Raw genomic sequence first — 13638 nt, 5'->3', positions numbered from 1 at the left:
GTGCGGGGGCGGTACTAGCCCTTCGCGAGCTGCGTCAAGAAGTTCTCGGCGAGGGCCTTGGAGGAGTAGGGGTTCTGGCCGGTCGTCAGCTTGCGGTCGACGACCACGTGCGAGTCCCAGATGGCTTCGGCCTTCTCGTAGCGGGCGCCGAGCCGGGTGAGTTCGACCTCCAGGATCAGCGGGAGCCGGCCGGCCATGTTGGTGACCAGTTCCTCGCTGTGCGAGAACGCGGTCATCCGGTAGCCCTCGAAGGGCCAGCGGCCTTCGCCGTCGCGCAGTGCGAGCAGCGCGGTGTGGCCGTGGCACACGGTGGCGAGCGGCTTGTCCTGCGCGATGACCCAGCGCAGGATCTGGGCGAGCTCGTCGGACTTGGGGAGGTCTCCGATGGCGCCGTGACCGCCGCTGACGTACACGCCGTCGTAGTCCGCGACGTCCTTCTCGGTGAGGGTCTCCAGTGCGATGGGAGCTCTCAGCTGGGGGGTGTTCTCGATGGCCCGGACGTATGCGGCGGCGTTGGCCGCGTCTTCGTCCGGCGAACCCTGGGGGCGGACCCACTGGAGGAACTGGGGGTCGATGCTCGTCTGGTCGACCGTCGGTGCCCTGCCCCCGATCGTCGCCACGTCCACGTCGTGGCCGGCCGCTTTGAAGAGCGAGAAGGGCACGACGAATTCCTCGGCCCAGAATCCCGAGGGGTGCTGTTCGCCGTCGAGCAGATGCAGTGTGGCTTTGGCCGTCATGACGACGAGAATCTTCATGATTCTCTCCTTGTTCTGGATTCGCTGCCGATTCAACACGCCACCCGCGGGGGGCGTAAGGGGGATGACGTCAGGCCCGCGATACTTCGTCACGTGCGTCCAACGCCGAGATGATGGTGCGGAATTCACCGACCAGGGGGTGGTCGGGGTGGGCTTCTGCAAATATGCGCTCCCCGTACAGAGCCGCCATTTCCGGCGAGTAGGGAAGGATTCCGGCCACTGGCGCGCCGTAGACCGCCTCGGAGCGCCGGCGGGCCGCGTCCCGGTCGATGCCCTCGGGGGCCATGCTCAGGACCAGGTTCCGCCGGCAGGTCAGTCGCCCGGCGAGGGCGATGGTCTCCTCGACCCCGGAGAGGTCGATCCGGTCGGCCCGGGCCATGATCATCAGTACGTCGGCGCTCGCCATGGCGGTCACCGACTCGTTGTTGAGCCCGGCGTGGGTGTCGAGCAGCAGCACGTCGAGGGCGTAGTGCGCGGCGAGCCGGTCGAAGCCCTCCGGCAGCAGTCCGACGTCGTAGCCCCCGGCCATGATCTCGCGCAGGGCGGCCGTCCCGGTCCGGGCCGGTACGACGTACAGCCCGGGCACCCCCGTCTGCTGGGCGGTGGTCTCGATCTCGCAGCGGCCGAGCAGGTAGTCGGTCAGAGAGGCGCCGGGCCCCAGGCGGAACAGCAGGTCCAGGGTGGGTGACTGGATATCGGTGTCGACCACCCCCACCCGGCGCCCCTCGGCCGCCAGCAGCAGCGCGAGGTTCGCCAGTACCGAGGACTTGCCCGTCCCACCGCGGTGCGAGTGCACGACGATGGTGCGGGTCATCTAGGCCACCACCCGGGTGCCGGCGCCGTCCGCGCGCGGCCCCCGCGCCGCGCGTGGCCGGTGCAGGGCCAGCATGGTGACGTCGTCGTGCTGTTCGGCGGTGCCGGTGTGCTCGCGCACCGCCAGGTCCATCCGGTCGACCACCTCCTTGCCGCTGACCGGTGGCCCGGCGAGCAGTTCCAGCATCCGGTCGTCGCCGAGGAAGCTGCCGCCCGGGCAGCGTGCTTCGGGGACCCCGTCGGTGAAGGCGAACAGGGTGTCGCCGGGGTCGAGCTGGGCGTAGCCGAGGGTGTAGACGCAGTCGGGCTGGATCCCGACGGCGGGCCCGGTGATGTGGAGGGCGACCGGTGGGCTGCCGTCGGCGGGCAGCAGCAGGGGCGGGTTATGGCCGCCGTTGATGTAGACCAGGCTGCCGGTGAGCGGGTCGAGCACCCCGAAGAAGAGGGTGGCGAAGTAGCCCTGCCGCAGGTGGTTGCGGGTGAGGTAGCCGTTGGTGGCGGTGACCGCGTTGAGCAGCGGGGTGGCGCCGACGACCGGGATCCGCCGGCTGCCGCCGGCGCGTCCGGCGACCAGGTGCTGTAGGCCGCTGTTCTGCGCGGTGTGCCGCAGCAGGGAGCGGATGAGCGCCATGAACAGCGCGGCTCCGACCCCCTTGTCGCAGACGTCGGCGACGACGAAGGCCAGCCGGCGGCCGCGGGAGATCTCGAAGACGTCGTAGAAGTCTCCGGCGACCTGTCGGGCGGGACGGAACCGCACGTCGATCTCCCAGCCGTCGGGGACGGGCATCGATTCGGGCAGGAAGCCCGCCTGGATCTCCCGGCCGATCTCCAGTTCCTTCTCGTAGCCCATGAGTTCGGCGCGTGCGTCGGCCTCCCGCAGGGTGCGGCCGAGTCCGGCGCGCTCCGAGCAACTGTGCAGCCGGGCCCCGACGAGGGCGGGCAGGAAGGGCGGTACGAGGTAGTCGTGCCCGATCCGGACGTGTTCCTCCAGGGCGGCGAACTCCGTCACGGTCCAGACGACCACGATGGGGGCCCCGGCCCAGCGGCGCAGCCGGCGGACGGCCGTGCGCACCGCCTCCCCGTCGGACTCCGCCGGGGCGAGCAGCACGTCCGCGACGGGCAGCAGTTCCAGCGCGCCTTCGCGCAGCTCCGTCAGGGAGCGGGTGACGAGTGCCGCGTCCATCGTCCGCAGGGCGTCGAGCAGCTCGGGCGGCGGTGGCGGGTACGCGTCGAGGATGATCACGGTCGTGGAGGGCATCGGTGGGTCCCCTCAGCCTTCACAGTCAGGGTGCTGATGTTGCGGCCGTCCCTGTGTGCGTAGCCGAACTCGTCCACGCTGGTCAGTGCCAGGTGGATGCCGAGGCCGCCGATCCGCCGGTCCTGCGGGGGGACCCCGTGGGCGGGCGGCAGGCGGCCTTCGACGGGGTCGAAGGGGGGTGCGGTGTCCTCGATGACGATCTGCACCCCGTCCGGGCCGGAGCGGCCACGGACGCTGATCCGTCCGCCGCCGCCCCGGTACCCGTGCATCACGACGTTCGTGGCCAGTTCGTCCACGGCCAGCCGGAGCCGGTAGGCGGCGCCCTTGTCCAGGCCCGCCGCTCCGGCCAACCGCATGACGAACGAGGCGATTTCGCCCAGTGCCCCCACCGTTGCGGGCACTTCCAGCGCGCAGGACTTCCTCGCCAGTTCGACCATGTCAGTCACGGTGGTCACTCATCGGAGAGAACGATGCTCCGGTCGAGCCCGGCCGTCCGGATGGTCCGGGACACGGGCTCGATGGCACCGACCACCTTGATGGTGACGTCGTTCGCGACCTTCTGCTGGGCGAAGACCAGGGAGCGCAGTCCGGCGCTGGCCATGTAGCCGACGCCGGCCATCCTGATCTCGACGGTCTGCGTGCCGTGGCCGGCGGCCTTCTCGATGGTCCGGTGGAAGTCCGGCGCGGTCTTGGCGTCCAGCTCGCCCGTCAGTTCGATCACGGTGGTGTCGCCCTCGATGCTCAGGGACACGGAAAGCGGCATGTCAGGTCTCCTTCGGTCAGGGCGTGTCGAGGTCCTCGGAAGCGTTCGTGCGGCCCACCAGGATCACCACCGAGCGCGGGCCGATCAGGTACTTCCCGGCGTTGTCCAGCTCCTGCTCGGCTCCGGGGGTGCGGATGTCGTACGGTGCTTCGGCCCCGGTGTCGGCGAACAGGTGCCAGCTCCGGCCTCCCGGCAGGGCGGGCAGCTCCAGGTCGTGCGACTCCCAGTGCGCGTTCATGGCCACGTACACCACGTCGTCGTCGCCGGTGCCGCAGCGGGCCACCGCCAGCAGCCGGCTCTCGGCCGACCAGTCGGGCTGCCAGGCCCGCTCCCCGTGCCAGCTGATGTCCGGCAGGCCCAGGTGCTCGCGGACCTGGCCGGTGGGGTGGGCGGTGGATCGCAGTTCGCGGTGGTGCTTGCGGAACTCGATCATCTCCCGCGTGAACCGGAGCAGTTCGGCGTTGTCGTCGACCTGGTCCCAGTCGAACCAGGAGAGCTCGTTGTCCTGGCAGTAGGTGTTGTTGTTGCCCTGCTGGGTGCGGGCGACCTCGTCCCCGGCCAGCAGCATCGGGATGCCCTGGCTGGTGAAGAGGATCGCGAGGGCGTTCTTCATCTGCCGGGTGCGCAGCGCGTTGATCTCCGGGTCGTCGGTGGGTCCCTCGGCGCCGCAGTTCCAGCTGTTGTTGTCGTTGGCGCCGTCGTTGTTGTGCTCGCCGTTGGCGTCGTTGTGCTTGTCGTTGTAGGAGACCAGGTCGGCGAGGGTGAAACCGTCGTGCGCGGTCAGGAAGTTGACCGAGGCCGCGGTGCCGCGGGTGGCGTACAGGTCGGGCGAGCCGGCGATCCGGGTGGCCAGCTCGCCGGTGACGCCGGGGTCGCCCTTGAGGAAGCTGCGCACGGTGTCGCGGTACTTGCCGTTCCACTCGGCCCAGCGGCCGTAGGCCGGGAAGTTGCCGACCTCGTAGAGGCCGCCGGCGTCCCAGGCTTCGGCGATGAGCTTGGTGTGCCGCAGGACGGGGTCGTAGGCGAGCAGTTCCAGCAGCGGCGGGTTGGGCAGCGGGGTGCCGTCCAGGGCCCGGCCGAGGATGGCCGCCAGGTCGAAGCGGAAGCCGTCGATGTGGTAGTCGGCGACCCAGTGGCGCAGGCAGTCGAGCACGTAGTTGCGCACGACGGGGTGGTTGCAGTTGACGGTGTTGCCGGTGCCGCTGAAGTTGAAGTAGTACCCCTCGGGCGTGAGCATGTAGTAGGTGGCGTTGTCGAGCCCCTTGAAGGAGATCGTCGGGCCCTGTTCGTTGCCCTCGGCGGTGTGGTTGAAGACGACGTCGAGGATGACCTCGATGCCGGCCGCGTGCAGGTCCTTGATCAGGGTGCGGAACTCGTCGCCCTGCATGCCGTAGCGTCCGGTGGCCGCGTAGCCGGCCTTGGGCGCGAAGAACGAGACGGTGTTGTAGCCCCAGTAGTCGAAGAGCTGCTCGCCCGTCTCCGGGTTGGTGCGCGGGTTGTCGCTCTCGTCGAACTCGAACACCGGGAGCAGCTCGATGCAGTTGATCCCGAGTTCCTTCAGGTACGGGATCTTCTCGCGCAGGCCTGCGAAGGTGCCGGGTGCGGTGACCTGCGAGGAGGGGTGCCGGGTGAAGCCGCGCACGTGGGTCTCGTACACGACGAGGTCCTCGGCGGGGATGCCCAGCGGGGTGTCGTCGCCCCAGTCGAAGTCCTGGAGGCAGACGCGGGAGCGGTACTGGTAGCCGCGGCTGCGGTCCGGCTCCACGCCCCACACGTCGCGGCCGGCGATCAGCCGGGCGTAGGGGTCGGAGAGGATCTGCCGGGCGTCGAAGCGGTGGCCGGTGACCGGGTCGTAGGGGCCGTCGGCCCGGTACCCGTACTCGATGTTCTCGTGGTCGAGGCCGAAGACGGTCATGGCGAAGACGCTGCCGGTGCGGAATTCCTCGGGGAACTCCAGTTCGGCCATGGGTTCGGGTTCTCCGCGCTTGAAGATGACCAGGGTCATGGAGGTGGCCTGGTCGGAGAAGACGGAGAAGCTGACCCCGCCGGGGACCACGTTGGCCCCGAAGGGGAACGGTTTGCCCGCGCGGACGCGGTACCCGCCCACCTCGTGGGTCGGGTACGCGTCGACGCGCAGCACCTGCTCGGACCGGGTCTCGGTCATCGCGCGGCCCTGGCCTTGGCCTTGGCCGCCGCGGCGACGGCCTCGCCGGTCTCGAAGAAGTCCAGGAACCCGGTGGCCGACATGACGAACCGGACTTCTTCGCTCACCCCGTAGAGGGTGACGGCGACGCCGGCGTGCTGCGCCTCGCGGTAGACCACGAGCAGGGTGCGCAGGCCCGCGCTGGAGACGTAGGTGACCGCAGTGAGGTCGATCTTCAGCGGCTTGCCCTCGCGGACCAGCGGCAGCAGTGCCTGGAGCAGCGAGCCGGATGTTTCGCTGTTGATCTCGCCGGTGGCGACGAGCACGGTGCCCGTCTTGTTCCGGCGTTCCTTGACGTTGAGAGTCATTGCATTCCCCTCTAGTTGGGGCGCCCCCCGTTGAGCGCTACTTCTTGGCGACCGGACGAAGCCGGACCTTGACCTTCACGCGGCCCTGCACGTCGGGCAGCCGGACGGTGAGGGCGTCGGCGTCGAAGTCGGTGTACGGCTTCTCGTCGATCTCCACGGACGCGATCTTCACCGAACCGGCGGGAAGCAGGTCGGGCGAGACGCGCAGGATGCGGTCGGGCAGGTTCGTCGGGTCGGGCTGGAAGTGGAAGTCCATCTCCCGGCCGTTGATGAGCAGGTTGTTGTACACGGCGGAGAGGTAGCAGAGCTCCGCCGAGTGGTACATGGACATCGAGTGGCTGCCCTTGAGCCGCTCGGTGCCGAGCAGGTACGGCGTACCGCTCGCGAGCACGTTGAAGTAGACGGCTCCCTCGTCGTGGTCGAGGAAGAAGGTGTTGTAGAAGGCCTGCGCCTGCCGGGCCTCGCGCAGGTTCGCGTCGCCGCCGACCGTGCCGTTCAGGATGAGGTAGGCGAGGATCGCCTGCTCCTGCTGCCACCAGGCCTTGCGGTCGTGCCAGGCGAACCGGTACGCCTCCTGGTCGCCCTCCTTGATCCGCTCGACGACGTCGTACCAGCCGCCGCGCTGCACGTCGCTGCCGACCGCCGGCATGATCTCGCCGATTTTCTTGGCGAGCTGCTCGTACTCGGGCTTGGCCTTCAGCGAGTTCATCCGCATCAGGTTCCAGGCGATCTTCAGGTTGTGGCCGACCACCGCGCGGTTCTGCTGCCAGCTGTGCGCGGTGTCGTGCGACCAGTCGCGGAAGAAGCGCTCCTGGACGAAGGGGCTGTTCTTGTAGTCCGGGAACTTGTCCGCGATGGTGTCGAAGGTGTACTCGAGGAAGTCGGCGTACTTCTGGTCGCCGGTCGCCAGGTACAGGTTGATCAGGTAGGCGGGCGCGTGGTCGCCGACCGAGTTCCAGTTCTTGCGCTCGGCGTTCTCACCGAGGGACTCGTGGTCGGCGCTGAAGAGGATCGGGTCGATGTGCGAGTAGTAGCCGCCCTGCTCCGGGTCGAAGAAGAACTTGTCGAACAGCCTGATGGTGGCGTCCGCGTCGTTCTTGATCCGGACGTCGCCGGTGACCCGGTAGGTCTGGATGGGGCCGGCCAGCGCGTAGATCTGCTCGTACATCGGGATCGCGTCGTAGTCGTCGGAGAACTCCGAGGTGAAGAGCTTGCGCTCGCTGTCCCCGTCGACGCTGATGCCGTGGTACCAGAAGACCACGTCCTCCTCGCTGTCCACGACCCGCATGTGCTTGCGCAGGTACTCGGTGCCGCGCTCGGCGACCTCCAGGTACTCGTCCTTGCCGGTCAGCAGGTAGGCCGAGGCCATGCCGTAGACCAGGCGGGAGATCGTGTCGGTCTCCTGGACGTGGCTGGCGGTCTTGTCGCCGCCGAGCCGGATCTCGGTGCGGTACTCGGTGAAGTCCACCGGCCCGTCGCCGAACTGCGCCCGCTTGTAGAAGTCGGCCAGGGATTCGATCTGCTTGATCCACCAGCTGGGCTCCTCGAACCGGTAGTCCTCGGACCCGCGGCCCAGGAAGACCAGGCGCTTGGCGTCGAAGCTCCCGCCGCGCTCCGGGTAGTGCACCCCGTAGACGAAGAGGAACCGCCCGGGCGAGAGCATCTCGTCGATGTGCCCGGAGGCGTCGATGTAGGGCTCGTCCAGGTTGCGCACCAGCTCGGCGCTGGGGTCACCGGCGAGGGAGACGTCGAACTCGCGCCCGTCGGAGGTCCTCAGCCCCAGCAACCGGGCCCCGGAGTCGAAGCGGGTGACGTATCCCGCGATCGTGTCGGAGAAGGAGAAGGTCACGGCGTCAGCCATGGGTCACGCACCGTCCTTGTCGTGAGAGCCGTCGTCCTCGTACCCCTGGCTGACCTCGACGATGACCCCGTCGGGATCGCGGACCCACACGGTCCGCCAGCCGCAGATGAAGTCGTCGAAGTCCAGCGGTCCCAGGGTCACTTCCGCCGCGTCGCCCAGCTCGGCCAGGAACGCGTCCACGCTGTCGGTCTGGAAGGCCAGGTGGCGCATCCGTCCGGGGGCCCCCGGACCGTCCTCGTGCGCCGGGCGGGCCGGTTCGGTCCCGCCGGCCGCGAAGAGCTCCAAGTACGCGTCCCCCTTGCGCAGGAACACGATCTGAGCCTCCCCGAGGTCGACGACCCGGGCCCGGGCGAAGCCGAAGTACCGGGTGTAGAACTCCTCGGTGGTCTTCTGGTCCGTGCAGTTCAGGCCCACGTGGGACCACCGCAGCCCGGCGGCCATCAGCCGGCCCCCCGGCCCCGGCCGGCCGCGATCAGTTCGATGATCCGGCGGGCGAACAGGTGGTGGTGGGCTCCGGTGCGGCCGGTGACCAGGTCCCCGTCGACCACCACGTCCTCGTCGACGTACTCGCCGCCCATGTTCCGGACGTCACCGATGAGGTTGTTGTGGCAGACCACCTTGCGGCCCCGGATCTTGTCCGGGATCGAGGAGGCCAGCCACATTCCGTGGCAGATGATCCCCTTGAGGACCGTCGGCTCCTCGAAGGCCCGGCGCAGCAGCTCGGTCGCCGGGGCGAGGACGTCCACGTCCTCGGTGTAGCGCAGCCGGTCGGCCACCATGCCGGAGGGCACGATGATCGCCGCGTACCGGCGCAGCTCCGCGTCGCTCAGCCCCTCCAGGGACTGCGTGGCGGTGAAGGGCGCCCGGTACTCGTGTCCGGTGAAGGTGATGGAGTCGTTGCCCCACAACCGGGTCAGGAAGTCGACCTCGGCGCCCTCCTCGGCGAACCGGTGCTGGTAGTAGAAGATCTCCGGCTCGTAGTAGTCGCTCTCGACCAGGACCGCGATCCGGGTCCCGGACAGCGCGCCCTCGCGCAGCACCGCGTCAGACACGGGAGGCTCCCTTCAGGAAGTCCGCCGCGCGCTCGGCGATCATCGCGATGGCGGTATGGCAGTTGCCGGACGGGACCGCGGGCATCACGCTCGCGTCGACCACGCGCAGGTTGCGTACGCCGTGCACCCGCAGCTCGGGGTCGACGACGGAGAAGTCGTCGATGCCCATGCGGCAGGAGCCGGCCTGGTGGTGGTAGCTCTCCGACTTCTGCTTCGCGAAGGTCGCCAGGTCGTCGTCGCTCGCGTAGCCGGGGCCGGGCTGCAGCTCCTGCTTGTACCAGGGCGAGAAGGCGGAGGTCGCGAAGATGTCCCGGGCGATCTTGATGCCCTGCACCATCCGTTCCAGGTCCCACCGGTCGCCCAGGTAGTTCGGGTTGATCAGCGGGTGGGCCAGCGGATCGGCGCTCGCCAGCTTGATCGAGCCGCGCGAGACGGGCCGTACGACACCGGGCAGGATGGACACCGTGTTGGGGTGGTCCCGGCCGACGATCACGTCGAACGGCACGTGGACGAAGGCGATCTGCAGGTCGGGGGCGGGCAGCCCGGGCCGCGAGGACAGGAATAGAGCGCTCTCCGACAGGTTCTGCGCCGGCGGCGGGAGCTCCTGGGTGACCTCGGCCATCAGCCCGGTCAGGACGTGGTTGTGGAAGTTCTCGCCGACCCCGGGCAGGGCCGCGGTGACCTCGATGCCGTGCTCGCGCAGCTGCTCCGGGTGGCCGATGCCGGAGAGCAGCAGCAGCTTCGGGGACTCGATCGCCCCGGCCGCCACGATCACCTCTCGGCGGGCCCGTACGGTGTGCAGGCCGGGCGCCGCGACGCTGCTGTGGCCGTCCCGGACGGTGCGGCCCGGGGCGTCGCTGTCCGAAAGCGTGGCGGGGGGCTGGAGCTGGACGTACTCGACGCCCGTGCAGGTGTCCCCGTCGAGCAGCAGCCGGGTGCTCTGCGCGTTGGTGCGCAGGGTCAGGTTGGCGCGCCGCAGCGCCGGCTCCAGATAGGCGGCCAGGGTGCCCTGGCGGCGGCCGTCGGCCACGTCGATGTGGTGCCAGCCGGTGCCGAAGAGGCCGCGCCGGGGGCCGTCCGTGTTGAAGTCGGCGATCTCCTGGTGGCCCAGTTCGACGGCGGCGTCGATGAAGGCTCGGGAGACCGGGTTGGGGCCGTGCCGGCCGGCGTTGGTGATCCGCTGCGGGCCGCGGGTGCCCGTGGTGGCGGCGGTGACGTCCTCCTGGCCCTCCAACAGGGCGAAGTAGGGCAGCACGTCCTCGTAGGACCAGCCGGCGGCGCCCTGGTAGGCCCAGTTGTCGAAGTCCGAGGCGTGGCCGCGGATGTGCATCATGATGTAGAGGTTGCTGCTGCCGCCCGGGGCCTTGCCGCGCGGTTCGTACGTCCGGCGGCCACCGAGTCCGGGCTGCGGGGTACTGGTGTAGCCCCAGTCCACCGGCCCGCCGAGGAGCTTGTACCAGGAGGACGGATCGTCCACCTCCGGCGGGATGCGGGGGCCGCCCGCCTCCAGGACCAGCACGGAGACGTCCGGGTCCTCGGAGAGCCGGTCGGCCAGCACGCTGCCGGCGGTGCCGGATCCCACGACGACGTAGTCGTACTCTTCGACGCTCACGGCTCCCCCTCAGCCCTGGCTCAGCACCTGGAAGGGAACCGTGTCGTGGTAGTTCGCCATGTAGGCGATCTTTCCGTCCACGATCCGGAAGAAGTTCATGACCTCGGCCTCGATGGCCTCGCCGGAGGCGCTGACCGCGGTCAGGTGCGAGACGGCCGCGGCCTTCTCACCGTCGACGAGGAAGTGCACGGGCTCGTTCCGGAAGGCCCGGTACATCGTGCCCATGCCCTTCATCATCGAGCGCAGCACCTCCAGACCCTCGATGTGGCCGGCGAGCTGCTCGTCCATCACCTGGTCGTCGGCGAACAGGTCGCACCAGCGGTCCCAGTCCCCGGCGTTGGCGTACTCGTAGTACTTCCGAAGGATTTCGGTGTGGCTCTCGTATCGGTCCATCGCGTTCGACCCCCTATCGGTCCCTGCGGGTTCCGTCCGGCGCGAACGGCGCCCAGAATTGGCTGAAGGCGGTCGCCGAGTCCCCGAAGAGGCCGTCCCGGCCCTCGACGATCCGGCCGCCGCGCCACCGCATGAAGTGGAAGACCGGGTAGTCCATCCGCTCGTACGGGGACGTGCTCGTCTCGTCCGCGCCGTCCCGCAGGGCCACGTTGCGGCACACGTCGGCGCTGCAGTCCTCGCCGACGAGGACGGCCTGGATGTCCATCCGGAAGGTGCCGCCCGTGAGCTTGTGGGTCTGCCCCATCAGCTCCAGGAAGGCGTCCAGGCTCTCGTACCAGCCGGCCAGCGGGTGGCTGCCCGGCACCAGCCAGCGCAGGTCCTCGGAGTAGTACTCGAGGATGCGCGCCCGGTCGCCGGAGCCGAGGGCGGCGTAAGCCGCCTCGACCCGCTCCCGTGTCACTTCGGTCATCGTCGCTCCTCCTTCGTCGGCGCGCGCGCTCAGAGCGAGCCGGAACCGGGCATCGGCGCCAGGTCGTTGACGGTGTACTGCTTGATCAGCGGTCCGTCCGGACCGGCCACGACCGTCCAGGTCTGGTCGGCGTCGAAGCCGAGCCACTGGCTGCGGGCGGCTGGCGGGTCCCAGATCTTCGCCTGCCAGTTGACGAGGACCCGGACGACCGCCCGGTCGCCCTCGATGACGGGCTCCACCTTGGTGACGGTGTGGACCTCGTCGAAGAAGCGGTTGGTCACGGCCGCGTACCAGCGGCCGAACCCCTCGTGTCCGAGGAAGGTGTCCTCGGGAACCTTGAACTCCAGGTCCTCGGTGATCAGGGCGAGCACGTCGTCCAGACCCACGTGCTGGTCCAGCGCCACGTACCAGTTCTCGGCGAAACTGCGGATCGCGTCCTCGGTCAGCTGCCGCTCGGCGGGCATGCGCTCTCCTCCTGTCCGTGCTGCGTGAGTGCTCTGGTCAGATCTGGACGTCCACGAGGAACGGTCCGGGGTGGGACAGCATCCGGCCCACGGCGGCGACCGCCTCGTCCGGCTTCTCCACGCGCATCCCACCGGCGCCGAGCGACCGGGCCAGCCCGGCGAAGTCGATCTCGGGGTGGGAGAGGTCGAAGGAGTGCGGGAAGCCGTGTTCCGGGATGTCCCGCTCCCGCCAGTACTGGGCGATGTTGTCGTCCAGCAGCCGATACTTGCGGTTGTTGCACACCACGAACTTGGCGTCGATGCCGTGCCGGGCCGCCGTCCACAGCGCCTGGTACGTGTACATGGACCCGCCGTCGCCCGCGAAGCCGACCACCAGCCGCTCCGGCCGGGCCAACTTCGCCCCGACCGCGCCCGGGAAGCCCACGCCGAGCGAGCCGCCCCGGGTGAGGTGGTAGTCGCCGGGGCGCTCCGCCGGCAGGTAGCGGGTGACCAGCGGCGAGGTGGTCAGCGCCTCGTCGAAGACGATCAGGTCCCCGCCGGTGCGCTCGGCCAGGGTCTTCAGGAAGACGGCCATCGGCGTGCCGTCGTCCGGGGCCGAGCGCACCGCGCGGGCCCGCTCCCGGGTCCGTACGTCGAGGCGCGCGGCCGCCACGGCCCGCTGCTGCGGACCGAGCCGCCGCTCCAGTACGCCGGCCAGCGCGCGCAGCGCCTGCTTGGGATCCGCGGCCAGGCCCAGGTCCACCGGATGGTTCTTGGCGATCTCGTAGGCGTTGAGGTCGATGTGGACGACCTTGGCGCCCGCCCGGAAGGGGCTCTCCAGCTCGGGGAAGACCTCCGGGAAGACATAGGTGCCGACGATCAGCACCCCGTCGGCGTCCCCGACGAGCTCCTTGCTGTGCGGGCCGAACATGTGCCCGGTCTGGCCCCGCCGCAGCGGGTGCGAGGCCGCGATGTTCACCTCGGACGAGTCGACCTCGTACACGTCGGCGCCCAGCAGCTCGGCGACGGCGACGAGCTCGTGCTGCGCCCCGGAGAGCGCGACCCCGTCCCCGACCAGCACGATCGGCCGCTCGGCGGAGGCGAGCAGCTCGGCCGCCCGCCCCACCGAGGCCGGCGAGGGCGACACGTCGGTGAGCACCTGCGTGGAGGGCAGGACCGGCTCGGAGTTGAGCTCGTCCAGCACGTCCATGGGCAGCGCCACGAAGACGGGACCGCGGGGCGGGGTGAGCGCGATCTTCACCGCCCGCCGGACGGTGCGGAGCACGGACCGCGGGTCGGTGACCCGGGTCGCGTACTTGGTCACCGGCTTGGCCAGCGCCACCAGGTCGCATGCCATCTGCGCGTCCATGGCGTCGTAGCGCACCCCGGCGTCACCGGCGACCACGACGAGCGGGGTGTGCCCGCGCAGCGACTGGTAGAGCATGCCGATGCCGTTGCCCAGGCCGACGCCGGAGTGCAGCTGGAGCAGCGCCGCCCCGCCGGTCGCCCGGGCGTACCCGTCGGCGATGCCGGCGGCCACGGTCTCCTGGAGGGCGAGGACGTAGGTGAAGTCCTCCGCCGCGTCCACCGCGTCGAGGAATCCCTGTTCCACCGTCCCCGGATTTCCGAACATCACCTTCAGGCCGTCGGCCTTGAACTGCTCGATCAGCCTTTCCCGTCCGGGAGTGGCTTCCATGAATTCCCCCTC

Annotated in this window: 15 protein-coding genes; all 15 read right to left on the bottom strand. The window is 69.7% G+C overall.

Going from position 1 to position 13638, the window contains the following annotated elements:
- Positions 1–14: 14 nt before the first annotated feature.
- Positions 15–755: a type 1 glutamine amidotransferase domain-containing protein gene (locus ACIQK6_RS22110; RefSeq protein WP_329104093.1), complete on the bottom strand. Its 741-nt coding sequence runs from the start codon at positions 753–755 to the stop codon at positions 15–17.
- A 70-nt stretch (positions 756–825) separates the two neighbouring features.
- Positions 826–1569 carry an AAA family ATPase gene (locus ACIQK6_RS22105; RefSeq protein ID WP_402695292.1) on the bottom strand — a complete coding sequence of 248 codons (744 nt, stop codon included), beginning with the start codon at positions 1567–1569 and terminating at the stop codon, positions 826–828.
- Complete coding sequence (locus tag ACIQK6_RS22100) at positions 1570–2826, bottom strand: PP2C family protein-serine/threonine phosphatase (protein ID WP_329104088.1); 1257 nt, start codon at positions 2824–2826, stop codon at positions 1570–1572.
- On the bottom strand, positions 2808–3281 hold the full coding sequence (locus ACIQK6_RS22095) for an ATP-binding protein (RefSeq protein ID WP_329104086.1): 474 nt from the start codon (positions 3279–3281) through the stop codon (positions 2808–2810). The genes ACIQK6_RS22100 and ACIQK6_RS22095 overlap by 19 nt, the downstream gene beginning before the upstream one ends.
- On the bottom strand, positions 3278–3589 hold the full coding sequence (locus ACIQK6_RS22090; RefSeq protein WP_030008825.1) for an STAS domain-containing protein: 312 nt from the start codon (positions 3587–3589) through the stop codon (positions 3278–3280). The genes ACIQK6_RS22095 and ACIQK6_RS22090 overlap by 4 nt, the downstream gene beginning before the upstream one ends.
- A 16-nt stretch (positions 3590–3605) precedes the next feature.
- Positions 3606–5753 carry a glycogen debranching protein GlgX gene (glgX, locus tag ACIQK6_RS22085; RefSeq protein WP_329104084.1) on the bottom strand — a complete coding sequence of 716 codons (2148 nt, stop codon included), beginning with the start codon at positions 5751–5753 and terminating at the stop codon, positions 3606–3608.
- Positions 5750–6100 carry an STAS domain-containing protein gene (locus tag ACIQK6_RS22080; protein WP_329104082.1) on the bottom strand — a complete coding sequence of 117 codons (351 nt, stop codon included), beginning with the start codon at positions 6098–6100 and terminating at the stop codon, positions 5750–5752. The genes glgX and ACIQK6_RS22080 overlap by 4 nt, the downstream gene beginning before the upstream one ends.
- Positions 6101–6137: 37 nt before the next feature.
- Positions 6138–7961: an AGE family epimerase/isomerase gene (locus ACIQK6_RS22075; RefSeq protein ID WP_402695291.1), complete on the bottom strand. Its 1824-nt coding sequence runs from the start codon at positions 7959–7961 to the stop codon at positions 6138–6140.
- 3 nt (positions 7962–7964) lie between these two features.
- A complete protein-coding gene (locus tag ACIQK6_RS22070; RefSeq protein WP_329104077.1) occupies positions 7965–8402 on the bottom strand; it encodes a VOC family protein in 438 nt (145 codons plus the stop codon).
- Entirely contained in the window at positions 8402–9013 is a 612-nt protein-coding gene (locus ACIQK6_RS22065) for a DJ-1/PfpI family protein (protein WP_030008820.1), read from the bottom strand. The genes ACIQK6_RS22070 and ACIQK6_RS22065 overlap by 1 nt, the downstream gene beginning before the upstream one ends.
- A complete protein-coding gene (locus ACIQK6_RS22060; RefSeq protein ID WP_329104074.1) occupies positions 9006–10625 on the bottom strand; it encodes a GMC oxidoreductase in 1620 nt (539 codons plus the stop codon). The genes ACIQK6_RS22065 and ACIQK6_RS22060 overlap by 8 nt, the downstream gene beginning before the upstream one ends.
- A gap of 9 nt (positions 10626–10634) precedes the next feature.
- Entirely contained in the window at positions 10635–11018 is a 384-nt protein-coding gene (locus tag ACIQK6_RS22055; protein WP_329104072.1) for a nuclear transport factor 2 family protein, read from the bottom strand.
- Positions 11019–11031: 13 nt separating this feature from the next.
- Complete coding sequence (locus ACIQK6_RS22050) at positions 11032–11487, bottom strand: nuclear transport factor 2 family protein (protein ID WP_030008817.1); 456 nt, start codon at positions 11485–11487, stop codon at positions 11032–11034.
- A gap of 29 nt (positions 11488–11516) precedes the next feature.
- Positions 11517–11951, bottom strand: coding sequence for a nuclear transport factor 2 family protein (locus ACIQK6_RS22045; protein ID WP_329104069.1), 435 nt, complete (start codon positions 11949–11951; stop codon positions 11517–11519).
- Between the two features lie 37 nt (positions 11952–11988).
- A complete protein-coding gene (locus ACIQK6_RS22040) occupies positions 11989–13626 on the bottom strand; it encodes a thiamine pyrophosphate-binding protein (RefSeq protein WP_329104067.1) in 1638 nt (545 codons plus the stop codon).
- Positions 13627–13638: the final 12 nt, after the last annotated feature.

The organism is Streptomyces sp. NPDC091682 (genome assembly GCF_044756625.1).
Lineage (GTDB): Bacteria > Actinomycetota > Actinomycetes > Streptomycetales > Streptomycetaceae > Streptomyces.
The sequence above is the reverse complement of the archived record's forward strand: the minus strand, read 5'-3'. Positions and strand labels throughout refer to the sequence as shown.

What these genes read in the sequence shown, in the direction of transcription:
- ACIQK6_RS22110 (WP_329104093.1), bottom strand. Translation starts at nt 755, where the DNA reads ATGAAGATTCTCGTCGTCATGACGGCCAAAGCCACACTGCATCTGCTC.
- ACIQK6_RS22105 (WP_402695292.1), bottom strand. Translation starts at nt 1,569, where the DNA reads ATGACCCGCACCATCGTCGTGCACTCGCACCGCGGTGGGACGGGCAAG.
- ACIQK6_RS22100 (WP_329104088.1), bottom strand. Translation starts at nt 2,826, where the DNA reads ATGCCCTCCACGACCGTGATCATCCTCGACGCGTACCCGCCACCGCCG.
- ACIQK6_RS22090 (WP_030008825.1), bottom strand. Translation starts at nt 3,589, where the DNA reads ATGCCGCTTTCCGTGTCCCTGAGCATCGAGGGCGACACCACCGTGATC.
- glgX (WP_329104084.1), bottom strand. Translation starts at nt 5,753, where the DNA reads ATGACCGAGACCCGGTCCGAGCAGGTGCTGCGCGTCGACGCGTACCCG.
- ACIQK6_RS22080 (WP_329104082.1), bottom strand. Translation starts at nt 6,100, where the DNA reads ATGACTCTCAACGTCAAGGAACGCCGGAACAAGACGGGCACCGTGCTC.
- ACIQK6_RS22075 (WP_402695291.1), bottom strand. Translation starts at nt 7,961, where the DNA reads ATGGCTGACGCCGTGACCTTCTCCTTCTCCGACACGATCGCGGGATAC.
- ACIQK6_RS22070 (WP_329104077.1), bottom strand. Translation starts at nt 8,402, where the DNA reads ATGGCCGCCGGGCTGCGGTGGTCCCACGTGGGCCTGAACTGCACGGAC.
- ACIQK6_RS22055 (WP_329104072.1), bottom strand. Translation starts at nt 11,018, where the DNA reads ATGGACCGATACGAGAGCCACACCGAAATCCTTCGGAAGTACTACGAG.
- ACIQK6_RS22050 (WP_030008817.1), bottom strand. Translation starts at nt 11,487, where the DNA reads ATGACCGAAGTGACACGGGAGCGGGTCGAGGCGGCTTACGCCGCCCTC.
- ACIQK6_RS22045 (WP_329104069.1), bottom strand. Translation starts at nt 11,951, where the DNA reads ATGCCCGCCGAGCGGCAGCTGACCGAGGACGCGATCCGCAGTTTCGCC.
- ACIQK6_RS22040 (WP_329104067.1), bottom strand. Translation starts at nt 13,626, where the DNA reads ATGGAAGCCACTCCCGGACGGGAAAGGCTGATCGAGCAGTTCAAGGCC.